12 protein-coding genes are annotated in these 24,434 nt (G+C 35.7%); all 12 read right to left on the bottom strand.

The window, feature by feature from the left end:
* Positions 1–249 precede the first annotated feature (249 nt).
* The gene (locus tag ABD963_RS11885; RefSeq protein ID WP_345277200.1) at positions 250–1,746 is read right to left on the bottom strand and encodes a sulfatase; all 1,497 of its coding nucleotides are present in this window, start codon (positions 1,744–1,746) and stop codon (positions 250–252) included.
* A 56-nt stretch (positions 1,747–1,802) separates the two neighbouring features.
* Positions 1,803–3,725 (bottom strand): ulvan lysase-like protein, encoded by a 1,923-nt coding sequence (locus ABD963_RS11880; RefSeq protein WP_345277199.1) that lies wholly within the window; start codon positions 3,723–3,725, stop codon positions 1,803–1,805.
* Between the two features lie 27 nt (positions 3,726–3,752).
* A complete protein-coding gene (locus ABD963_RS11875) occupies positions 3,753–5,096 on the bottom strand; it encodes a sulfatase family protein (protein WP_345277198.1) in 1,344 nt (447 codons plus the stop codon).
* A gap of 39 nt (positions 5,097–5,135) precedes the next feature.
* A complete protein-coding gene (locus tag ABD963_RS11870; protein ID WP_345277197.1) occupies positions 5,136–6,566 on the bottom strand; it encodes a BNR-4 repeat-containing protein in 1,431 nt (476 codons plus the stop codon).
* Positions 6,556–10,044, bottom strand: a complete 3,489-nt coding sequence (locus tag ABD963_RS11865; RefSeq protein ID WP_345277196.1) for a glycosyl hydrolase — start codon at positions 10,042–10,044, stop codon at positions 6,556–6,558. Before ABD963_RS11865 ends, ABD963_RS11870 begins: the two co-directional genes overlap by 11 nt.
* A 144-nt stretch (positions 10,045–10,188) precedes the next feature.
* Entirely contained in the window at positions 10,189–13,236 is a 3,048-nt protein-coding gene (locus ABD963_RS11860; RefSeq protein ID WP_345277195.1) for a glycoside hydrolase family 2 TIM barrel-domain containing protein, read from the bottom strand.
* Positions 13,237–13,340: 104 nt separating this feature from the next.
* Positions 13,341–14,789, bottom strand: coding sequence for a sulfatase (locus ABD963_RS11855; protein ID WP_345277194.1), 1,449 nt, complete (start codon positions 14,787–14,789; stop codon positions 13,341–13,343).
* A gap of 10 nt (positions 14,790–14,799) precedes the next feature.
* Entirely contained in the window at positions 14,800–16,254 is a 1,455-nt protein-coding gene (locus ABD963_RS11850; RefSeq protein WP_345277193.1) for a sialate O-acetylesterase, read from the bottom strand.
* 52 nt (positions 16,255–16,306) lie between these two features.
* Positions 16,307–17,803, bottom strand: coding sequence for a sulfatase family protein (locus ABD963_RS11845; RefSeq protein ID WP_345277192.1), 1,497 nt, complete (start codon positions 17,801–17,803; stop codon positions 16,307–16,309).
* A gap of 20 nt (positions 17,804–17,823) precedes the next feature.
* Positions 17,824–18,801 carry a family 43 glycosylhydrolase gene (locus ABD963_RS11840; protein ID WP_345277191.1) on the bottom strand — a complete coding sequence of 326 codons (978 nt, stop codon included), beginning with the start codon at positions 18,799–18,801 and terminating at the stop codon, positions 17,824–17,826.
* Positions 18,798–21,548 carry a family 78 glycoside hydrolase catalytic domain gene (locus ABD963_RS11835; protein WP_345277190.1) on the bottom strand — a complete coding sequence of 917 codons (2,751 nt, stop codon included), beginning with the start codon at positions 21,546–21,548 and terminating at the stop codon, positions 18,798–18,800. The genes ABD963_RS11840 and ABD963_RS11835 overlap by 4 nt, the downstream gene beginning before the upstream one ends.
* Before the next feature lie 3 nt (positions 21,549–21,551).
* On the bottom strand, positions 21,552–24,335 hold the full coding sequence (locus ABD963_RS11830; protein WP_345277189.1) for a family 78 glycoside hydrolase catalytic domain: 2,784 nt from the start codon (positions 24,333–24,335) through the stop codon (positions 21,552–21,554).
* Between the last annotated feature and the right edge of the window lie 99 nt (positions 24,336–24,434).

The following is a 24,434-nucleotide window of genomic DNA, read 5'->3' as shown; positions in this document are numbered from 1 at the left end:
ACTTTTTTTCCATAAGGGAATAGGAAATTATTACTTTGTATTTAAAAAACTATCCTGAGCTATCTTGCCTAATTGTTGAGACTTTTAGGAATTGGCTCAAAAAAGGAGACTCTAAATCATAAAACGGTGTGATAAGAATCGTTTTTATGTCTTAAATCCCGACTAAAATGAATGCTTTCAATTGAATGCTAAAGCGCTTTCACAAAATCATCAAAAATCTAGTGCTCTTATTAATCCTTATTTATAAAATCAGTTATCTTCACTAGTTCGTGCCTTCTGCTCTACGAAATAAGGTTGAAATGTATAATTAGATTCTGAATCCCACTTCAGATTCTTTTTTGGTAACAAAGCTTTTAATTCTTCAATTTTAGATTTGTACTTAGGATTATTAGCTTCATTTCTCCATTCGTTAGAATCTATACTATGGTCATATAACTCTTGAGTTCCATCTTCATATTTAATATATCTGTACTGATTTGTTCTAACAGCATGGTTATTCATTCCATAAGTTGTTAGCGCATAAGTGCCTTCTATGTCTTCATCATTTAGCATCATTGACACCAGGCTTTTTCCTTCGTTTCTGTCATTCGCAGGAAGTCCACTTAATTTCAAAAGTGTTGGATAAATAGATAACATCTCAACTGGCGCATCAATTCTCTTACCTTTTGGCAAACTAGGGCCAGCAAACATCAACGGTGCTTTAGTGGCAGTTTCCCAAAGGGCATGTTTCGCAAAAGTGCCTTTTTCACCTAAACGATAGCCGTGGTCAGACAACAATACAATAATGGTATTATCAGCGTATTTACTATTTTCTAATGCGTCAAGTATACGTCCTAACTCATTGTCTACAAAACTGATACAGGCCAAATAGGCTTGTACAATTTTTTTCCACTCACCGCTTTCAATCGCCCATTTTGTAGAAGGCATCATAGGTAAATCGTTAATCTGTAAACCAACATCTGGAATATCTACTAAATCATCTGCTCTATAAGGTGGTGTTGCTACGTCTTCTAAAGGATATAAATCGAACCACTTTTGAGGTACATATAAGGGTACATGCACTCGTAAAAAACCAACACCCATAAAAAAAGGTTGGTCATAATCGCGTTGTAAACGCTCAATAGCCCAATTAGCCGAAGCGTGGTCTGGCATTAAGGTATCATTCTCTGGAAATGCCCCCCAATCTGTACTTGTTTTACCATGTACCCCTTTAATACCTTTTCCAATACCATCCCATACAAAGCGTTTTTTTGGAAGTGGTCCAAACCCTTTTACACGTCCCCCAGATTCATGAAATACACTATCAGGCGCATGGTCGTGAAACAGTTTTCCAATACCCATGGTGTGATAACCATTTTTTCCAAAATATTCAGGTAAAAAAGTAACATCTTTTGTTGCGGGATTATCTGGTCTTCGTATCTCATTATCGCCAATCATTCCATAAATACCAGTATTGGAGGGTCTTAAACCCGTCATGATGGACGCTCTGGAAGGGCCACAAAGTGGCGCTTGTACATGCGCATTTGTAAAGGTCACGCCCATTTCAGCTAACCTATCAAAATTTGGGGTTTTTACATTTGAAAATTTATCAATGGGTCCTATCATATTGTTTAAGTCATCTACTGCAATAAATAATACGTTAGGTTTTGTGTTTTCCTCTGAAATCGCTTGCTCTGTCGATGGTTTCGTTTTACAAGAACTGATTAGCAAACTGAAAACAGCTACTAAGTAGATTCGTTTTTTCATAATTTTAATTTATTCGATGTTTTTATAAAACGATTGAAGCGTATAAAACGCTTTTTCTATACAATTTCTACAGTAATTTTAACTTGATTTTTATCTTCAAAAGGCATAATTAATGGCACTGCTTCTACGCCTGGCACCATATTGAATAGTCTCTCTTTTGGTGTATCTTTTATTTTTATGACTGAACTTGAAGTAATTTTTACTGTTCCGATTGGCTTTTCAATAGAAACTTCATGTTCTGAAACTTGCATTACTTTTTCTCCGGTTGGAGATACGATTGGTAATACAAAAGCGGTGGGGCTATTTATATCTTCTTTAGTATTTGCAGTAATTTCTAGCTTTTCTTCTGAACAACTGTAATTCAAATCAAAATTTGAAGCGGTTTCATTTACCGGCTCAAAAGCTTCGCTTTTTAGTTGCACCTTAGCATTGTATTCAATGCTATTGGTATCATCTTTTGAAGTAAATGTCGCTTCTAAATCAAACAAATTGTTGTACCAAATGGCATCGACATAAGTTTCTATTCTTGGTGTTAACGCAAAATCTTCTCCAGGTTGTGGTTGCTGATTATAAGCTTCCAACATTTTATAAACTGCCGTACTAGCTGTACAAAGTAACCCCACTTTGTTGTGGTACAATATTCCAAGAGAAGCTCCTGTGGCTTGCCTTACATCTTTCGTTGGGCTATAGACAGAATCGTAAGCCGAAATGGTTCCTCTCCAATCTCCTTTGCTAAACAGTGAAACATCTAACTCTTTAAAATACCGCTCTCCATCGGCAATAGCTCTAGGTAAAGGCGTTAAAGTATTTATTTTAGGCAAATTATCCCAGTGGTCAAGTAAAGTTGCTAATGGTTTGGCGTGGGCAAAGGTATGATGCACACAAGGTTGTATACCATGAGATACATAATGCGGCCCTCCATGTAGTAAGCCATTGTGAGTACATTGTTTTAAAAGCTCCGTATTTTTAAAAGTTGCAGTACCTAGCGCCGGATTATGGTTAGCCATAAAACTAAATGCTGGCTGCATACCATCGCTTGTTCTACTGCCCCAATACGTCCATTTAAACATTCTATTACCGAAACTATTGTCAATACCCCCATCAGGTAAAATAAACTCTAAATGCGCATCTAAAGATATTTTTAAGAGTTGTAATAACTCCTCATCATTTTCTTCTAAAGCATACAATACTAGATTATTTAAAGACTCCTCTAAATTGTAGCCTAAATCGATACCATATAAGCCTTTTGGACTCAATTTTTTCTTATCCTTACCTTGTATCTCACCAAATAAAAGCGCATTCGGTTTTGTAAAAAAGCTTTTTACTTGTGTTGCTAATTCTTTACCTCTACTTATGTATTTTGTATTGTTAAGCAACTTCCCAATTAAATTCAAAGCATAAATAGTTGTTGCACCATAATTAATATTAGAAGCATCTACTTTATAAAATCTATTATAAACAAACTCAGTAGCCTGTTCTAAACGCTTATACCATCGTTCTCGAGTGCTTTCCTCTAATAAATCACCATGATACTTCAAAGTTTCAGCCAAGGCTACAGCTCCAAAAACGGTGGTACCATCCCATGATTTTGGGTCTAAATCGTTGGTCCAAGCCCCATCATCTCGGGTTACATTTTCACCCCATTCAAATACCAAAATACCAGCTTCTAGATACTTTTTATCTCCTGTAGCCTTTGCCATATAAAAAAATGGATACACCGCATCCATGATTCTAGCGTGTACTGTTTGGCAAGCAGGACAATCCAAAAGTCCATGCATTTTTGGGTCTGATGGTTTTATGATTTGGGTTTTTATCATACCATCGCACCAGTCCTTCAACAAATTAAAAACCAAGGTTCTATATTCAGATGAATGAAATTCTTTAACTCCTGAAGCACACGAACTTAAAAAACTTTTGGCTGACAATGATAATCCTACACCAGTGATAGTTGATAACTGAATAAAATCCCTCCTTTTCATCTGAATATTTTTTAGTGACTATTGGATTTATTCCGCTCTGAATGCCACAATTTTTGCTGTTAAATCCGCAACAATATCTGGATTAGCATCTGCTATGTTACGTTGCTCAAAGGGGTCTTCTTTAATATTAAATAATTGCACCACTTCACCTTTCTTTCTTTCAGGATCTGGAATGATAATTTTATAAGGAGGAAAAATAGCCATGTTATAGTACATGCTATTTTCAATGGTATCAAAATCATGTGCATATACTTCTCCAAAAACACCCTTTCGTTCTTTTAAGGCTTCTTCATCTAAAACACTAACTCCTGGAAGATTTTCTGGTTTTTCAATACCCAAAATATCTAACACAGTAGGAACCATATCGATACTACTTGAAATGGTTTGATTATCCATTCTAGGTTCAATTTTACCTTTCCATTTATACATAATAGGTGTTCTAATTCCTAGATCGTAAGGTGCCCTTTTCGAGGTTTTCACATATGTGTTTTTATGAGGTTCTTGTACCCAACCATTATCACAAACATATACAAACAAGGTATTTTCAGTTAATCCTTTTTCTTCAAACATATCAAATAACTGTCCGCAAGTTTCATCGAACCATTCACACATCGCCCAATATTTTGCTACATATTCGGTAGGTGCTTTTGGTAAATATTTATCTAATAATCGCTGTGGTGGTGTGTGAGGTTGATGCGGTAAAAATGGTGCATACCATAAAAAGAATGGTTTCTTTTCTTTTAATGCTAAATTTATGTAACTATTAATGGTATCCAGTCCTTGTCGGCCAATATCTAGTCCAAAATCCCCATGACGTCCACCGCGTTCTGAATCACCATGTGTCATGCCATAATCAAAACCACCAATTTTGTGGTTACCATGCCACCACTTTCCTGTTTGAAAAGACAAGTATCCCTTTTCTTTAAGCATATGTGGAAGCGTTGTTTGCTTCTCAAAGGCCGAAATAACAGGCTTATAAGCTTCCGCTCTATTTTTTTGGCTAGCTTTGCGATCGCCTTCCACACGTTCGTAAACTTTATCATTTCCTAAAATGCCATGATCTTTCGGATATAAGCCTGTAATAATTGTTGCTAGGGATGGCGAACATAATGGGGTAGGCACATAAGATTGCGTAAAGGTTAAACTTTCGGAAGCAAACTGGTCTAATCGCGGTGTATCAATAGTTTCATTACCCATAAAACTATAGTCTGTCCATGATTGATCGTCAGATAATATAAACACAATATTGGGTTGTTGTTCTGCTACTTTATCCTCTTCTATTTTAGCTTGAGTTGTATTCGGTTTGTTTCCGCAGGAAAAGCAAATGGCTGTTAGTATTATTAAATAGCTTATTTTATTTAATCTTTTCATGGTCCTTAATTTATGTGATTTATGGTTGATTGTTAAATATTATTCGATATTATTACTCCTGTTTAGCACCTGTGCTTCCTTTTTTATTCGCATCACTGAACCAGTATCTCCCAACAGGTACATATTTTTATAATTTGTCCCCGGTTTATGTTCTGCTACAATTAGTCTAGCATCTGGGTGTGGGTTTTCAATTAGCGCAGAAATAGCAAAATTTGCTTTTGACTTCTTGAGCAAAACCTTTGCTTTAATAAAAGTTTCTCCTCCATCTGTACTACTCCATCTAGCGACTTCACCAAAATCATTTTCATCTCTAGATTCAATATAAAAATCAATTTCTTGAGATGATTTAGCTTCTAAATCGCCATTACCTTTAGGAAGACCAGCATTTTTTGAATGTGTCCATTCGGTTCCATTCCATTTAAAATGATGCATATTTTTTGAAGCACTGCGCCTTGAGCCTTCAATCTCTTTGCCAATAGTCATCCCTGAATGTGGATTTCCATCAGGATCTAAATCAACTACACCTTGAAATGTCCAATTTCCTGGTGTTCTAGCAACCAAGGCTTTTTCATCAGCTTCTTCTCTTGTTACAGGTATTGCCAACGGCTCTTCCTTTATATTTTTCCATGCATTATTTTTGGTGTTAAATACTATGTAATATATATCATAACGCTTGGCAATATGTCCTAAGCCTTTTGTTTGCGGTGTTGTATCACTACATAAATGATAATCAAAAACGATGTGTAGTTCACCGTTATCCCCTTTTGTAATCCATGGATACCAAGAATCTTCGGCTGCCATATCCGTTCTGCGTTTATGTTTCAAAAATGAAACTGGCTCTTCAAATGTTCGTCCATTATCTGTAGATTTTTGATATACCCAATTGCTTCTGTGTGCACCATGCCTGTAAAACAAATAAATATCCCCATTGTCCATTTTAATAAATTGGTTATAAGTGCCAAAAGGTGAAATGTTTTCTAATTCCTCCCAACCAGAAATATCTAGTGGTTTTTTAGAAACTACATGTTTGTTTTTACCATAATGATGATTTCCTAAAGGATTCTCTCCTAGCTTTTTTGTACCTCCATGACCACCAAACGTAATGTGAATATAACCCGCATCATCTATCAGCATGGAGGGTTTCCCATGGTTATCTGTTTTGTGATTGGGGTCTTTACCCATTTCACTTATACCTGCTTTATAGGGCCCTTTCCATTGTTTCGTATTATGATTATATGAAGCCACATACGGGTCTTCTAAAGGCCCCTGATAACACACATAGGTGATGCCATTATGATAAATTCCTGCTGGGTGTTGCACTACAGCTACAGCATTTCCAAAACCGTTATCGGCAAAATAATCTACCATTTCGTTATCCTCCAGGGTTGCTTTGGTTTCTTTGGCTTTTGTTGCACAACTTAACAAACAAAGACAAAGCATGAGCGTTTTATAAAACAGTTTAATTTTCAATATTTTTAAGTTTTATTTTGTTATACAATTGAATTTTAACAGGACCTAAAAGCCCTGAGGTTTTTAAGATATCATCTTGACTCCAATGTTTCCATGACGGCAAAGTAGTCCTCTGAGATGGCCGTTCTTTGTTATTTATTAACCAATCTGGCAAAGTGGATAATCTAACACCTTTAACGTCATAATCTAACGTATAATTCTCATCGCCAATTAACCTATTTGGCCATAAATTGGTCACTTTTACTTCTAGGGTATTATCCCCTTTTTTTATATGGTCTGTAATGTTTATTCTAAAAGGAGCCTTCCATAAGGTACCTACATAATTACCGTTTACATTGACCTCTGCAATTACAGCAACACTACCTAAATCTAGTTCTATTTTATTTTCTCCTTTGAAGAATTCTTTTGGTAAATTAATAGTTTTTGTATAGCTAGCCGTCCCTGAAAAATAACGAATGTCTTCTTCTGAAACTTCTGACCAAGATTTTAAGGTATCAAATTTTGTGTTTTTTGTTTTACCGTTAGGTGTAACAAAATTAACATCCCAAGTACCTGAAAGCTCTATTGGTCTGGGTACTTTTTTTACTACTACAGTTTTAGTTTTACCTAATGTTGTCGTGTAACTAAACTCACCATTGTAAGGTGTTACCAATTTTGGTATTCCTGAGTTTAAAAGCAATTGTGGTTTGGAATTATCTTTTGAAAGCTTTAAAATTTGACCTTTTGGCACCATAACGGTATAAGCTTCCCCATCGGTTTCATAGGTAACCCGAAGTGAAGGCTTATCTCCTTCAATAAGTTGATTATCAATTAACCCATCATTTACTTGTATTTCAAACTGCTCGTTATCAATCTTATTTTGAATAATCTCTTTAACATCAAATAAGGGATAATATTTAGGCACACCTTTAGTTTCGGGTTTAAATTTTCCAAATACGGCTTTTAATACCCTTAGGTTCTCATTACCTGCATCAATAGTGATATGCTCGCGTTCTTCAGCATAAAGCTCATGTGTCTTATCTCCAATTTGATATGCCAATCTAAACTCTTTTTTATAACCCATGGCGGGGTCGCAATCGCAAAAAGCTCTTGTAATTTGAAAATCTAGTTTGCCATCTTCAACAGCATTGGCGACTTTATCGGTTATATCCACCAAACCCTCTTGCAAAAATGTACCATATTCTGCCTTCATAATTTTTAAGTTTGAAAGCGGTTCTGGTTTTGGATACTCTAATTCAGCTTTTACTGAAACTAAATTATTTTGGGAAGTTGATGCCTTTTGAAATACAACAAATATGGATTGTTCTGCATCTAAACTTAAAGGTAATGTTATAATGCCTTCGGCATTATTCTTCCAAACAGCGGGATAACTAATATAACCTGTTTCTGCGTTCCAAAATTCGGGTTGTTTACCAGAAACTCTGAAATTACAGCTTAAATTTTTACTTTGCTTTTTACCATTGGCAATAAAATAGATATCGGCTTCCTCCGTTTTTCTATGAATAAAATTGATATCATCTCCATTATTATTTTCAATTGTAAAATCTGGTGTATTCTCATTTTGAAGATATTGACTAATTGAAATGGGTTGAATATCATTATTATCCCATAGTTTATTAGCAATCATTTTGACCTCATCATCACAACTCGGGTAATTATTAAGACTTGGTGATTTAAAGGGTTTATTACCAATAACTCTGCCTCCTGATTTCACCAAACTTTCAACAATTTTAAGTGTTTTCGGGGTTATCCAATCTGATTCTGGAAGCACTAAAACTTTATACTTTCCTCCTACTGGTGTGCATATTTCACCATTTTTCACAAAAAGCTCTGAAAGTTTATTGGAACCTATCAAATCGTAATCATACCCCATTGTTTTAATTTCGGGGAATAAAAATGCGGTATTGGGCGAAGATTCTCCAGTAAATACCAAAACATCGGCCACATTTGTACCTTGTTGTAATAGAAACTGCGAACGGGCAATGTAATCCATGTAAGGCTTACTTTGAAACCACCACGTATTTAATCGGTTAAAATCGGTCCCGTGGTAACTCAACGCCAAGCCAGGAGCAACATCCCATGGCTGATGCACGTAGGTATGAAAAATAAAACGAGTAATACCTTCTGCCCAAGCTCTATCCCCAATCGTTTTTAATTGGGCGGGATGTTCATCCCAACCACCAATGCCTGTAAACGACTCTGCACCTACAATGGCACTCCCGTTTAAATGAGCGATAGACGAAACGAACTTGGAAGAATCAAAAAACGGGTAACCACCACTCCAAAATTCACACATCACTATATCGCCTGTAGCACCAACCTGCATATTATCAAAAGGACCCCAGTAAGGTTCCACTGAAAATTTCATACCGTTTTTATGGCATAATTCAGCAAAATGAGCATAATAGTTTTCTGCTATTAAATCGCCAATGGTTCTTCTAAAATCCCATAAAAAACGTTCGGAAACTTCAGCACTCTCCACAAAATACCCTGCTAACGTTGGCAAATAAGGTGTTAAATCATAACCTCTTAAGGTTTCAAATTGAACATCAAAACCCGAGGTCCAATTGGTAGTTTCTACTTCATAACTATCAATTAAGCAGTTATTAACTGTAGTTCCTATCAAATCGCCCAGTTTATCAATAATGGGCTGCACGCCTTCTTTCCAATAGGCATCCAAGGCTTTTTTACTCATTTTATCTACCTCTAAACCTTTGGCTTCAGGTGGTGCCGGTCTATTGGTAGTTCCAATTGGTGTATGTCCTAATCTTAGTATAATCCAATCCCCCTTTGGAACGTTCCATTCTAAACTTCCATCATCAGTAAGTTTCGAGGTCAAATCTATTATTGCCTCTTTTTGAATAATGGCATCCAGCAATATTTCTTTATCATCTGGCAATAAGTGGTTACGAATACGTTCCGATAGATTTTTATAATCTAACCCATCAATTGTAACAAGTGCTTTGGGCTTAGGAAAGGCCAAAACGGCAATATCTTGATAATAGTCGAACTTGGTTTTGGGTTTAGGCAATTCACCTTTAAACATTTGATTGCCTTGCAACTCTAACTTACTAAACACCACTGTTTGTATCGCATGTTCTTGAGTAACCCAAGGACCACCACTAGACGACCACCCTGCACTATTATGAAATGCTAATTCTAAACCCAATCGCTGTGCCTCTTTTGCAGAGAATTCAAATAAATCGAGCCAATCTTCACTTAAATATTTAACTGGTCCTTGAGGAAAACCTAAATGTACATTAAACAACTGTGCTTCTTGAATACCCACAGCTTTCATCGCTTCTAAATCTTTGGTAATTCCAGATTTAGATACATTTCCACTTATCCAATGCCACCAGGTTCTGGCTTTAGCCTGATTAGGTGGGTTTTTAAAACCTTGCTCAAGATTTTTAACTGTAATTTGTCCTTGAACACTTAATACCATTAAGAAGAAAAACAAAAACATTTTTCCCTTCATTGATTTAGTAAATCCAGAGTTAAAAAAGATCATAAACTAGTCTTTATTTACACAAAACATAATTAACAACACATTTAAAATTATAAGAAAAACTATTATTAAAAGTACTTTTATCATTTCAAATTATAATTCCTTATGGGGCGTTTAGTCTATATATAATTCATCAATAAAAGGTCCGCTCTCTCCTGTAGTTTCCAATCTTATATTATTAGCACCAGACTTTAAAACAATAATTGCTGGTACAAACTTCCACTCTTTTTCCCATCCGCCTGTTGCAGGAAACTCAATTTCCCTAATGTATTCATCGTTAACAAACAGCTTCATGGGATGTGTTTTATCTTTGTTATTATGCATGTAACCAAAACGAATGCTGTAATCTCCAAGTTCACCATCATTTTCTTGATACCAAGTAATGGACCCTTCACCACCTTTAAAATCTACAAAACCAGAGCCCTTATAGCGATGTGCTTCGTTACTTTTTGTGGCTGATCCTGTTAAAGTTGCGTCTTCAGCAGAAATATTAACGCCTCTACCAATCCACATATCTGCAGAATGTTCGTCACCCCAAAACAGGCCTTCATTTTCTCCAAATGTTTCTTCCATCGTTAAAATGATTAATTCATTTTGCTTTACAATGGCTTTAACATTAGTACCATCTTCAACTTTAAAAGGTTCGGTATAGGCTATACCATCTATTTCAGGATTTTTACCGTCTAAAGTGTATAAAATTTCAAAATCGTTTGAGGTATTGTTTCCAATAAGAAACACAGATTGTACATCAATTGTAATTTCATTGGAAACATATAAGGCTTTATCCCCTAAAATGGAACCAACAATAACAGATGCTTCTGTTGCATTTTGACCTTCTTCTAAAAACAATCTGGTTTTCCCAAAAAACATACTTCTGTAATCGGCTTTTGTTCTGCTGGTTGGGTCTATTGGGTTTCCATTTTCCATAGACACTTTGGCCACATCACCAACAATATTATAATAAACTCTATTTTCCGCATAAGGATTTAGATTACCATTGGCATCCATTCCTTCTGAAGTTAGTATATAACTCGCTCTAAAATCGCCTTCTGCGTCTAATTTAGTCACTGTATTTTGTAAAGTGGACGGTTGTTGAGCTGTTGAAAAAGACGTTCTATTCACTTCTTTTCCATCAATATATCCAACGGCTTCAATAGTGCCTTCTTCGTAAGGCACTAGCCACTCACATTGCATCTCATTCCAAACGGTTCCTGGTTTGTCTTTTCCTAAAGATTTGCCGTTTAAAAAGAGTTCTACCTCATCAGTATTAGAATAGACCCAAACTGGAATTAACGTTCCTTTTTCCATTCTGGGGTGCGTCCAATGCGGTAGCATGTGAATCATGGGTTCTTGGGTCCATTGACTTTGGTAGAAATAGTATAGGTCTTTTTCAAAACCAGCCACATCAAGAGCACCTCCCATAAATAAATTAAAAGGCAAACCACCATGAACCAAACCAGCTTCCCCATAATAATCGAAACCTGTCCAACGAAAATGACCACTATGCCAAGGTGTATCACGCATGACTTCCCAATACTTTCTTGCTGAAACCCGCACCGTTGCATTATCATAAGACGAATTGTAGCGCTGTTTTCTGTTCTTCCAATCTTTAGGATTTAAACCTTCATAAAAGAAAATTTCCTTTTCTGTTAAGTTAGGTAATTCATAGGTTCCTGGTAGTTCATTATCACGCCACCAAGTTTGCGTTCTATAATAGCCTCTGGTTTGCCATGTGTGAGGTGCTTCGGTAGAAATAAAAGGTTTGGTTAGTTTATTATTTTCTATAAACGATTTGGTTTCAGAACCACCATTAACACCTTGAATATCCATATCTTCTGGGTTGCCTGCTCCAGAGGTAAACAGACGGGTTGGGTCTAAATTTTTACCAAAACTTACTAATTCTGGTGCCACATCGCTATGGGTCTCATTACCTAAACTCCACACAAAAATACTAGGGTGGTTACGGTCTCTGGTAATCCATTCTTTTATATCAGCTTGCCACCACTCGTCAAAGGCTTGTTTTCCATAATCTTCGGGCGCCTTTTTATGCCAGCCATCAAATATTTCATCCATGACCAACAACCCAATTTCATCACAGATGTCATAAAACATGGGTGGTGTTGGATTATGAGACGGACGAATGGCATTAATGCCCATCCCTTTAAGTAACTCCAACTTCCAACGTAACATAGGTTTCGTCCAAGCGCCTCCAACAGGCCCGCCTTCCCAGTGTTCGCAAACGCCTTTTAGTTTAATGTTTTCACCGTTTAACCAAAAGCCTGTTTCGGTTTTCCACTCCACGGTTTTAAATCCGAAAACGGTGGTTTTTTCATCTAAAACTTCTTCACCATTCAGAATTTGAGTGACTGCTTTGTATAAATTTGGTGATTCTGGACTCCACAACTTAGGAACTTCCACTTCCAAATTTGTTTCTGATTTTGATGCTTCTACACCATTTGTCGCGGATGTTAGAACACTACCATCTGGCGCTAGAATTGTAATTTTACTCTCTAAATTGTCAGAGGCATTTACAACATTAAGCTTTACATTTACAGAAGCTTTATTTTGTGCTATACTAGGTGTAGTAATAAAAACACTATTGGGCTTAATATGTGTTTGGTTCTTTTCAATTAAAGATACGCCTGCGTAAATACCACAAGGGTGATACCATCTTGCAGACGGTTCTAAACTATTATCTACACGAACAGCAATGGTATTTTTTCCTGCTTTTAAATATTTTGAAATGTCATATCTAAAACTAATGTACCCATAAGGTCTTTTACCCAAATAATTACCGTTTACCCAAACTTCGCTATTCATATACACCCCATCAAAATTAACGTAGGTGGTTTTAGATAAGCTTTCTTTTTCAACATTGAAATATTTGCGGTACCAACCGATACCACCATCATGATAACCTCCACCTTGTCCTTGGTCGCCTCCTTTTCGCACCCCTTTTTCGAAAGACCAATCGTGAGGTAAATCAAGATTGGTCCATGAACTATCATCAAGTTCTTCTTTTGAGAACTCTGCTTTGTCCTCATCTAAAATAAAAAGCCACTCATTGTTGAATTTTGAATTGGCCTGCGATGCTATTTCTTGATTATAACATGAAGTTAGAACACATAATATTAGAACAAAAAATTGGTAAATAGTTTTCATTAAATTGTTTTATTATTATCTAAACAAACTTAATGGTTAAAACAATCAAAATAATCCTGTTGTATCCTGTGCTATCATGTATTAATCAAAACCTCGAGTTTCTATTATTTTCTTGGAATATCATTTTGTGGAAATGGTTTAGCATCTCTAGGGAATTGTGACTCCAAAAGTGATTTCAATCTTTCCTCAATATCTGAATAGACTTCTTTACCAGAGAGGTTTTTATAAGATAATAAACTGTTTTTGTGCTCATATAATTCTGCACCTAAAACTTCATGTGTATTAGCGTCTCTCCATTCTGTATAGCGCCATTGACCATCAGTAGCAGTGCAGCCCATAATGTTTTTTCCTCTGGCATACACACTGGTTGCCACCTCATCCCATTTTAGTTCTGGGTTATCAATTACAGGAACTAAACTTTGGCCATCAGATTTTGGCCCTTCCAAATTGCAAATCTCGGCCAAAGTTGATAAAACATCAACATTTTCTACCAAAGCACTCGAAACTGCACCTGCAACGCGATTTTTATAACTGGTTTCCCTACTGATTATGAAAGGCACTCTAACATCAATTTCTAGATTGGTGTGTTTACACCAAGCGCCATATTCCCCTATTTTATAGCCATGATCGCTCATAAATACTATCATCGTGTTTTTGCGTAAATCCAATTCATTCAGGGTTTGCATTACCTTACCAATTTGTGCATCCACATAACTTATACATGCGTGATAGCCGTGAATTAATTCGCGTGTTAATTCATCGTTTAAATCGCCCTCTTTAGGAATACCGTGATACGCCCTTAATTCGCCCCAATTTGTTAAAGCTAAGCGATAAGCATTCTCTGGACTGTCTTTGGATGGAACTTCAAATTTGTTTTTATCATGCATATCCCAATACTTTTTGGGTGCATTAAAAGGTAAATGAGGCTTACTTAAACCTACAAACATCAAAAATTTATCGTTTTTTAATTGGTGTAGCGTGTTAATCGCATTTTTGGTGACCATACCATCTTTGTATGCCTCATCTTCTACATCGGCACAATCAAAAGCAGGCCCTTTAAACGATTTGTCTCCTTTGTTGGCCATTTCTTCAATTAATGCTAAATTCTTAGGGTCATTATAAGTATTAGCTTCTCTTTTGAAAAGATGTGTCCAACTAGCCTCATCATCATTTCCAGCATGATATACTTTACCAACACTTATGGTTTTATAACCGTTTTCCTTAAACAATTGTGGAAGTGTTACCAAATCTTTGTGCACTTTTCTTAAAGGTGTAAAAAGACTATAAATTCCCAAAGTTTCAGGTCTTAAACCAGTTAATGTACTCATTCTAGATGGCGCACAAATGGCTTGCTGCGTATAGGCTTTGCTGAAAAGAACACCTTCTGACGCTAGTTGATCAATATTAGGAGTAATTGCTGTTTTACTACCATAACATCCTAATTCTGCTCTCAAGTCGTCGATATAAAAAATGAGTATATTAGGTGATTCGTTTTGGGCGTTGTTATCAAAAAAGCAAAATAAAAACAAAATAGCTAAAAACCTTCTTTTCATAATTTTAATTCTATTCTTTTATTTGCGTAGCATCATCCCAATCATCTGTTCTAAAAGAAGAGGCGGGAATAAGATTTGCTCCATAGAGTGTTCCTGTTACGGAATTCTTCCATGCATATCTGACCGCTAAGGGGTTCGTTACTTTTTCGGATGATACCGATATATTTTTACCATTTACAATCTTTGATTCAGCTGGATAAAAAACTCTATCTTCTCCTGCTATTACAAAATTCTCTAATTTATTATAGGTATATAATCCTGCGTCAGCATTATTAAAACTAAGAATGATACTGTTATTTTCAACAACATGAGATTCATATTTTGGCGCTGCAAAATCAATATCTTTAAAACCATAAGTTTGATTAAGCGCATTATATAATAACCTGTCTGCGACTTCCTTTTTCCTAGGTGGGTGAATAAAATAAGGGTCTCCAATGTCCATTGTAATGGCTATACCTGAGTTAGGTATTAAATCTAAACACTTTAATTGTGCTTCACGCATAAAAGCTGTATTTTTAATGTCTCCAAAAGCATCTTGATTGCCATAAAGAAATGGTGCTATTTGAACATAGTAAAATGGAAAATCACCTATGTCCCATCGAGTACGCCAATCTTTAACCATTGCTGGAAAAAGTTCTTTATACTTTTCAGGTTCATTTCGATTCCCTTCACCCTGATACCACAGGGCTCCTTTAATAGTAAATGGAATTAAAGGGTTAATCATGGCATTAAATAATGCTGTATCGGTACGGTTCGGTCTTTTATCAATATCTTCATCATTAATAATTACTTCTTTGAACGAACTCATTACTTCTTTACTTATCCAAGCTTCAACTTTACTTGCTCCCCAAGAAGTATGAATAATTCCTACTGGCACATCCAAAATTTGTTGTAATTGCTGACCAAAGAAATAACCTATTGCACTAAAATCTGCTACATTATTTGGTGAGGCTATTTGCCAAGATTTAAATTTACTAAGATTTTTTAGTGGCTCTTTAGACCCTATTCTTTCGACAGTAAATAACCGTAAATTAGCATTCTTGGAATTTGCAATAGCCTCTAAAGAACCATATGTGGGCTGCCCTTTATACCCTTTTACTGGTTGATACATATTAGATTGACCTGAGCACAACCAAACTTCTCCAAATAAAATATTATCTAATGTAATGTTAGACTTAATACTCTTAATATTTATGGTTTGAGGTTTTTTACTATCGGTTGTTGAAACTTCTATTCGCCAATTTCCTAACTCATCAGCTTGAAATGATATTAATTCGTTAAGCCAAGAAGCTCTAATTGTTATCTTTTCTTTGGCATCAGCCCAACCCCAAAGCGTAATATTGGTATTTCTTTGCAAGACCATATTTGATGAAACAATGGATGGAAGCTTAATGTCTGCATAGACACAATGATATAGACCTAAAAAAACAATTATTGAGTAAAGTTTATTAATTGACTTGTTCATTTATATTTTGTTTATTAATTAAATTATTTTTTTAACTTATTTCTTACAAAACCTATTCTTTAATAGGTTTTGGAGATTGTATGCGACCCTCTCCCTTTTCCCAACTCCAATAATCTATTGCATGACGACTATTATTAATATCATATTTCCACTTATCCAAATAATACTCTCTGGATTTAAATTCATCACCTATTTTTTCCAAGGCCTCATTAAGTTTGACATCTAATTCTTGTTGAATATCTGCTATATTTGGTGCATTATACAAATTATTCATTTGATATGGATCGGATAAATTATCAAATAAACTAACATCTCCATGTTCCGTTTTTAAATACGTATATTGCTTTGTTCTTATGGCACGAAAAGCAGGATCTATATAATTACCTGTAAAAGGGGCTACATTCATGACTAAAGCTGCACGGTCTGTTTCCGAATCTGGATTCTTAATCAATTGAGACAAATTTTCACCTTCAATAGTCTCAGGAATACTAATATTTGATAAACCTAATAGAGACGGAAGAATATCAGGTGTGTTGATTGGAGCATTGACTACCTTTCCTTTATTATTTCCTAAATCAGGGTAACTTATCAAAAATGGTACTTTAATTGATTCATCCCATCCCATTTGTTTTGTAAAAGGCTTTATACCATGAGCGCCCATCATTTCACCATGGTCTGCCGAAAAAACAACAATGGTATTTTCCATTAAATTGAGTTCTTTAAGTTTATTTAAAACGTTTCCAATGGCTTCATCTGTTGCTGTGCAATGCGCATAATACCCCTGTAATTCATTACGAGCACTTACCTCATAGTTTTTAGATACATTAGGATTCAAGGTTAAGCTTTCGGGAGGATACATATCCTTAAATTCCTTTGGAGCACTTTGATGCGGAAAATGTGGTGTTGCTATGGCGATAAATGCTAAAAAAGGTTTTTCATCATTAGCATGTTGCGTTAAATAGGTATTAGCATCCTTTACAATGGCAAATGGCGAATACTCTTCCCAATGTTTCATTTTAGAGTCATCATTATCATAATATGGCATTTTATTATAATTATGTGAACACTCCAATCCTTTCCAGTAGTCAAAACCTTGGCGTCTTTCTCTAGGAATGTAATTCGACCTTCCGTGACCATCTAAATGCCATTTCCCCCAATAAGCCGTATTATAACCCGCCTCCTTAAATATTTCGGCCATGGTTAATTCTTCTGAAGGCAAATACAGATCATTTAGGAACATGCCGGTTGTAGTTGGAAACTTACCTGTTATCAAAGCCGCTCTATGTGGGGTACAAACGGGAGTAACCGATACTGCATTGGTAAAGTTTACCGATTCTTTAGCAAAAGCATCTAAATTAGGCGTTTTAACATCGGGGTTGCCGGCGTATCCTAAAGCAGAACTCCGCCATTGGTCAGTTAAGATATAAACAATGTTTGGTTTTTTTGTTTCTGTTGTATTGATTTCTTCCACTTGCTTCTTTTCAGTTTTACAGCTTACCAAACATACTGATGCGAGACATAAAAAGCTTATAATTAACTTAATTTTCATTGATTGTGTTCTGGTTTGAATCATTTAACTTTCTTAACACCTTCTTCAGAAGCAAAAATTTCTTGAATAGTGTCATCTTCATTATAATAGAGATACTCAATAGCTACATTTCTACTAAACTTTGAACCGCCATTCCAATTTTGCCAATGATAGAAAAAATAATCTTGCCCCTTATAATTTAAAATGGAATGATGGTCTTGCCGTTGCTTTGGATTGATAGCTCCTTGGTATTCAAATGGTCCGTACGGATTGTCTGCCATACCGTAAAAACCGCCTAAACCTGCGTTATACGAGAAGTAATATTTCCCATTACGTTTATGCATATAACTGGCTTCAAAAAAGTTTGTGTTACCATATTCAATGGTTCTTGGTTTTTCAGCTAATTCTAAAAGGTTATCTTTTAAACGTGCTACTTTAGGCTCTCTAACACCCCAATATAAATAGACTTTACCATCATCATCTTCAAAAACACAGGGGTCTAACCACTGCCCCTCAACACCTTTAATCCAACCTATATCTTTAAATGGTCCTTCAGGCACGTCACTAACAGCAACACCACATCGCATATCGTCTTTTGAGCCTTTTACAGAATGTGGATAAAGTAAATAGTATTTGTTGTTTTTGTAAATAGCCGTTGGTGCCCACATCCATCCTGGAACGCCCCAAGAAATATCCTTAGAGTGCAACACTTCGCCATGATCTGTCCAGTTGACCATATCGGTTGAAGAAAAAGCCCGATAACCATCCATAGAATCGTAAAATGTAGCATCTTCCATATCACGTGATGTATACATCCAAACCTTGCCGTCATTCCATATATGTGCAGATGGGTCTGCTGTACGAATGTGACGAATTACTGGGTTATTACCCTCACTCTGGTTTGGCCAATCCATTTTAGTTGCGCTCTCAACTTTTGAAGCTCCTATTTTACTATTGAAACTTAAAAAAGAAAACACTGAAATTAAGAGAATAGCTATTATAAAAAATCCTTTTTTCATGGCAACTTAGATGTAAAACTATATGTTCCTGGCTGTACTAAGAATTCATCATTACCAGCTTCATTGGTTATTAGTTCAATACTATTTGTTTCTTCGATAGACTCTGGAGTTCCGGGTAAAACAACTTTTGCTGTTGTATTTGGAGGCACAACCACCTGTAAATGAAATTCATTTCCTTTTGTTTCCCAAGAAGAAGCAACTTTTCCATAAGGTGTATTTAAACTAGCTGCTACTGATGTTAATGGTTCTTTTGGCACAGGCGCTATTCTAATAGTTTTGTAACCTGGTTCTAATGGTGCTATTCCTGCAATGCGCTCGTACATCCATTCGCCAATGGCACCATAGGCATAATGATTTAAACTATTCATTTTCATCGGGTTAAATCCTTCAGCTTTACTATAGCTATTCCAACGTTCCCAAATAGTTGTTGCGCCTTGATTGATGGAATAGAACCATGATGGATAGGTTTCATTGAACAATAATTTGTACATCAAATCTATTTCTCCAGTTTCATCTAAAACTTCAGATAATAAAGGGGTTCCTAAAAAGCCTGTTCTCAAATGATTATCGGCATCGGCTATTTTTTCCAACAAATGGGTTTTCGCATTGGCTTTATGTTCATCAGACATTAAACCAAAGGCTAAAGCTAATAAATAAGAGGTTTGTGTCTCTGCAACATTTTTTACTTTTCCATTATCAAAAAATTGTTTTTCAAAAGCATTGGCAACCTTTTTGTATAGTTCATCATATTTTTCAAAATCTTCGGTTTTACCTAAAACTTTGGCCGTTTTAGCTGTTAAATGTGCTGAATGTGCAAAAAAGGCAGTGCCTATTAAACTGTGAGACGTGTCTCCTTTAGTATCACCATTATCAGGGAGCGGTTGTAACCAGTCTGCAAAACTGTTCATACTCGAAATATAATCGGTGGCTGTTGCTTCATGATGCGCCACCCAGCCTTTCATCATTTCAAAGTTTTCTTCTAGTATTTTTTTATCGCCTGTTCTATAATAAATTTTCCAAGGAATAATGGTGCAAACGTCTCCCCATCCAGAACTTACTTGATTATTGTATAAAACATCAGGTACTACAAAAGGAATGCCTCCATTATCATATTGCGATTCGCGAACACTTTGCATCCAACTTGCCCAGAATTTATATACATCGGCATTAAACATCGATGTTGGTCCGAACACTTGGGCATCACCTGTCCAACCCATACGCTCATCGCGCTGCGGGCAATCGGTTGGAATATCGAAAAAGTTACCACGTAAACCCCAAACAATATTACTTTGTAACTGATTTAGTTTTTCGTGAGAGGATGTAAACGTGCCATTCGCATCAAAATCTGAGTATTGTACAATACCCGTAACCCAATCTTTAGATGGTTCTTTTGAATCGTCAAATCCGCTTAATTCTACATAACGAAATCCATGAAAAGTAAATTTAGGTGACCATTCTATAATACCGTCCTCAGAAGCTGTATAATAGTTTGTAGATTGTGCAGAACGATAATTATCAGTGTAAAATGTACCATCTGGCGATAGCATTTCTGCAAATCTAACTTTTAGTGTTTTCCCCTTTTTCATAGGCACTTTTAATAAAGGAACACCTACCATATTCTGCTTTAAATCAAAAATTAAAGTAGTGTCTTTTTTAATCAGCTCTTTAGTCGCCAATTCCATTTTATTCTTAACGGTGGTGTGTCGTTTGGGTTCTAAACGAATGTTACTTTCAACTGGAAATGTGTTGACTGAAACCCAATCTTTATCACTAAAATTATTGGTTGCCCATCCTTCCATTTCTAAATTGGCATCATAGGTTTCTCCATCATAAATTTCTGAAACTCTTATCGGTCCGTTTGTAGTACCTTTCCAACTATCATCAGAAAGAATCATTTCTTTAGAACCATCTTTCATTATTAATTCTAACTGACATAAAACCTTGGGTGTCTCGGTATTACTCCATAATGATTTCTTCCATCCCAAGCGTCCTGAGTGCCAGCCTGCCGCAACTTCTACCCCTATGGTGTTTTGACCAGATTCAATTACATCACTAACATCATACGTAATGGTTTCAATACGTTCTTTATAAGGCGTATATCCTGGAGGCATCACATCATCACTCACATCTTGGCCATTTATAGACACATCGAATACTCCTTTTGCTGTGATATATAATCTTGCCGAAGCTATTTCACCTGAAAGCTCAAAACCTTTTCTTAAATATTGTGGCCTATGGATAATGTTATTTTGACTCCCTAAAACCTTTTCTTTTTTGGTATCTAAACCAATCCATTTCGCTTTCCAATCACTGTTGTTTAGCAATCCAAGTTCAAAATGATTCACTTCACTCCAACTTGAAGCTTCATTATCTTGATTCCAATATTTTACTTGCCAATATACATTTTGGCGCGATTCTAAAGGTTTACCTTCATATTTCACCCAAACAGACTGATCGCTTATTTGTTTTTTAGAATCCCATAAATCAGCATTATCTGGTAACAATTCTGGACTGCTAGCCGCTAATATTTGATATGCCGACTGACTTAAAATGCCTTCTGAAACTGGCAATTGCCATGAAAATGCAGGTGTGCTGTCATAAAAGCCTAAAGGATTTTTAAAGCCCTCGGAAATTGTTAATTTTTGAGGATCTTGCAAAACAACTTGGTTTTTGCATGACGCTATATTCAAAAAAATAAATGCACTTAATGCGTATACAAAATATTTGAAGTTTGATTTTTTGAACATGATTTAAAGTTTAGTTTGAAAGTTATAGGTTCCTGGTTCTGCTAAAAGTTTAACTACATTTTTATTAGAACTTATTAATTTTAAATTTGAAGTTTCCATGAAATCGTTTCCGTTTACAAGTAAATTATTTTGAGTGGCATTTGGAATATGAATTTCTGCAGTTGTATTTGGCGGAATAATAACATATAAAGTAAAGGTGTTATTTTCTATTTTCCATAATGAAGATGCTTCGCCATAGGGTGATTTTACACTTGCAGAAGCCGATGTTAAAAACTCGGTATTTGCTATGGGTGCAATTTTTATTTTCTTGTATCCTGGCTCTAAAGATGCTAAACCTGCTATTCGTTCGTACATCCATTGTCCAATAGCACCATAAGCATAGTGATTTAAGCTATTCATAGGCTGTGGATTATAGCCCTCTGCTTGACTATAGCTATTCCAACGCTCCCACATCGTGGTAGCCCCATTATTAATAGAATAAAACCAAGATGGATAGGTTTCTTTAAATAGAATTTTATACATCAAATCTATTTCTCCCATATCATCTAAAACCTTTGGTAAAATTGGGGTTCCTAAAAAGCCTGTTCCTAAGTGATTGTCTGCCTTTTTAATGGTTGCCAATAAATGTTGCTGCGCTTTTTTCTTGGTTTCAGGTTTTAGTAAATCAAAATAGATAGCAAGTAAATAGCTTGTTTGCGTTTCGTCCTCGGTTTTTAGCTTTCCATGTTCATCAAAAAATTCATTTTCAAAAGCGTCAGCAACAGCTTTATACAAATCTTTGAATTTTTTTTCATCTTCTTCTTTACCTAAAACACCTGCAATTTTAGATATTAAATGTGCCGAATACCCAAAATAAGCGGTATTAATTAAATCTCTAGGCGTATCACCTTTATTGCCCTCTTTTCCTTCTTTCGTTGGAAAAGGTTGCAACCAATCTGCAAAAGAGTGCATGTTTGGTATAAAATTTTTGGCCTTTGACTGATAATATCCTACCCATTTCTTTCCCATTTCGTAATTTTCATAGAGTACGTTCTTATCTCCTGTAAGGTGATATAAATCCCAGGGAATAATAACACAGGCATCGCCCCAACCAGAACTGGCATTGTTGTTTTGCAGCACATCCGGAATAACAAAAGGCACTAAACCATTTTCGTGTTCCGATTGTGTTTCGCGCATACTTTGTAACCATGCCGACCAAAAAGCATACATATCATAATTAAACATCGCTGTTGGACTAATAACTTGGGCATCACCTGTCCAACCCAGGCGCTCATCGCGTTGTGGGCAGTCTGTAGGGATATCAAAAAAATTATCTCGCAAACCCCAAGTAATATTACTTTGTAATTGGTTTAATTTTTCATGGGATGAAGTAAAGGTTCCGTTTTGATCAAAATTAGAATATTGTGCTAAACCTTGCACCCAACTTGCTTGAGGGTTAGCATTTTTATCATAACCGCTTAATTCTAAAAATTGAAAACCATGAAAGGTAAACTTTGGTATGTATTCTATAACACCATCTTTGGTAGCAATATAATAATCGGTAGAATGTGCTGAACGATAATTTTTTGTATAAAACGTACCATCATTCAACAACATTTCAGAAAAGCGAATTTTTAAAGTATCGCCCTTTCTCATTGGAACTTTTACTTTTGGCACGCCTACTATATTCTGTTGCAAATTAAAGATAACTGTATCATCTTTTACTGAAACAATCTCCACATCATCTACAATTGTTTTATTCTTTACTGAATTATGACGTTTGGGTTCTAATTTAACAGCATCTGAAATAGCTTCGGTTTCCACATTTACCCAAGAAGCATCGTCATAATTTGTAGTTGACCAATTCGACATTTCTAAATTGGCATCATACACTTCGCCATCATAAATATTCGCCAATCGAATAGGGCCATTGGTTGTTCCTTTCCAAGTTTCATCAGAAAGAATGATTTGTTTAGAACCATCTTTCAAAGTAATTTCTAACTGGCATAGTATTTTTGGTGACACAAAATTTTCATAAAGTGCATTGCCCCTACTAATTCTGCCCGAATACCAACCCGAAGCTAATTCAACAGCCAAAACATTTTTTCCTGATTCCAATAAGCCACTAACATCATAAGTTAGCGTCTCAATGCGGTGGTTATAGGGTGTCCAACCTGGAGGCATCACATCATCACTCACATCATTTCCATTTAAATGCACATCAAAAACACCTTTTGCTGTAATGTATAATCTCGCTGATGCTACTTCAGAAGACAGTTCAAACTCCTTTCTTAAGTATTGTGGTCTGTGCATTAAAAACTTTCGAACGCCTTTAATACTATCTTTTGAAGTATCTAACCCTGTCCATTTTGCTTTCCAATCCGAATTATTCAGTAAACCTAATTCAAAAAAATTAATGTCGCTCCATTCTGAAACATGACCATCTTGATTCCAATAACGCACTTGCCAATATGCTTTTTGGCGCGATTGCAATTCAGTTCCTTGATATTCTACAAAAGTGGATTGCGAAGTTTCTTGTTTTCTGGAATCCCATAAATCTGGATTATTAGGCAATAATTCACCTGAGGATGCTACCACAATTTGATAGGCATTCTGAGATTTAATATTATCTGAAAGAGGTAATTGCCATGAAAAGGTTGGTTTATCGTCATAAAACCCCATAGGATTTTTAAAACCTTCGGAAATAGTCAGTGATGCTGGTTTTTGTATTATTTGCTGAGAGCATGCTAATGTTAAAATAAATGAGGAAATACTCAAAACTTTCAGGAAACTAGTTCTTAAATGCATCAAAATTTAGTTTAAACCATTAAACTAGCAATGTCTAAATTTCAAAGCATAAAACTATCCTGATGTGTCTTGATTCTATTAATTATTTCTTATAGCTTA

The sequence above is a fragment of the Litoribaculum gwangyangense genome (assembly GCF_039543505.1).
Lineage (GTDB): Bacteria > Bacteroidota > Bacteroidia > Flavobacteriales > Flavobacteriaceae > Litoribaculum > Litoribaculum gwangyangense.
The sequence above is the reverse complement of the archived record's forward strand: the minus strand, read 5'-3'. Positions and strand labels throughout refer to the sequence as shown.

Excerpts from the sequence above, each read along its gene's own strand:
- ABD963_RS11885 (WP_345277200.1), bottom strand. The coding sequence starts at position 1,746 with ATGAAAAAACGAATCTACTTAGTAGCTGTTTTCAGTTTGCTAATCAGT.
- ABD963_RS11880 (WP_345277199.1), bottom strand. The coding sequence starts at position 3,725 with ATGAAAAGGAGGGATTTTATTCAGTTATCAACTATCACTGGTGTAGGA.
- ABD963_RS11875 (WP_345277198.1), bottom strand. The coding sequence starts at position 5,096 with ATGAAAAGATTAAATAAAATAAGCTATTTAATAATACTAACAGCCATT.
- ABD963_RS11865 (WP_345277196.1), bottom strand. The coding sequence starts at position 10,044 with ATGAAGGGAAAAATGTTTTTGTTTTTCTTCTTAATGGTATTAAGTGTT.
- ABD963_RS11860 (WP_345277195.1), bottom strand. The coding sequence starts at position 13,236 with ATGAAAACTATTTACCAATTTTTTGTTCTAATATTATGTGTTCTAACT.
- ABD963_RS11855 (WP_345277194.1), bottom strand. The coding sequence starts at position 14,789 with ATGAAAAGAAGGTTTTTAGCTATTTTGTTTTTATTTTGCTTTTTTGAT.
- ABD963_RS11850 (WP_345277193.1), bottom strand. The coding sequence starts at position 16,254 with ATGAACAAGTCAATTAATAAACTTTACTCAATAATTGTTTTTTTAGGT.
- ABD963_RS11845 (WP_345277192.1), bottom strand. The coding sequence starts at position 17,803 with ATGAAAATTAAGTTAATTATAAGCTTTTTATGTCTCGCATCAGTATGT.
- ABD963_RS11840 (WP_345277191.1), bottom strand. The coding sequence starts at position 18,801 with ATGAAAAAAGGATTTTTTATAATAGCTATTCTCTTAATTTCAGTGTTT.
- ABD963_RS11835 (WP_345277190.1), bottom strand. The coding sequence starts at position 21,548 with ATGTTCAAAAAATCAAACTTCAAATATTTTGTATACGCATTAAGTGCA.
- ABD963_RS11830 (WP_345277189.1), bottom strand. The coding sequence starts at position 24,335 with ATGCATTTAAGAACTAGTTTCCTGAAAGTTTTGAGTATTTCCTCATTT.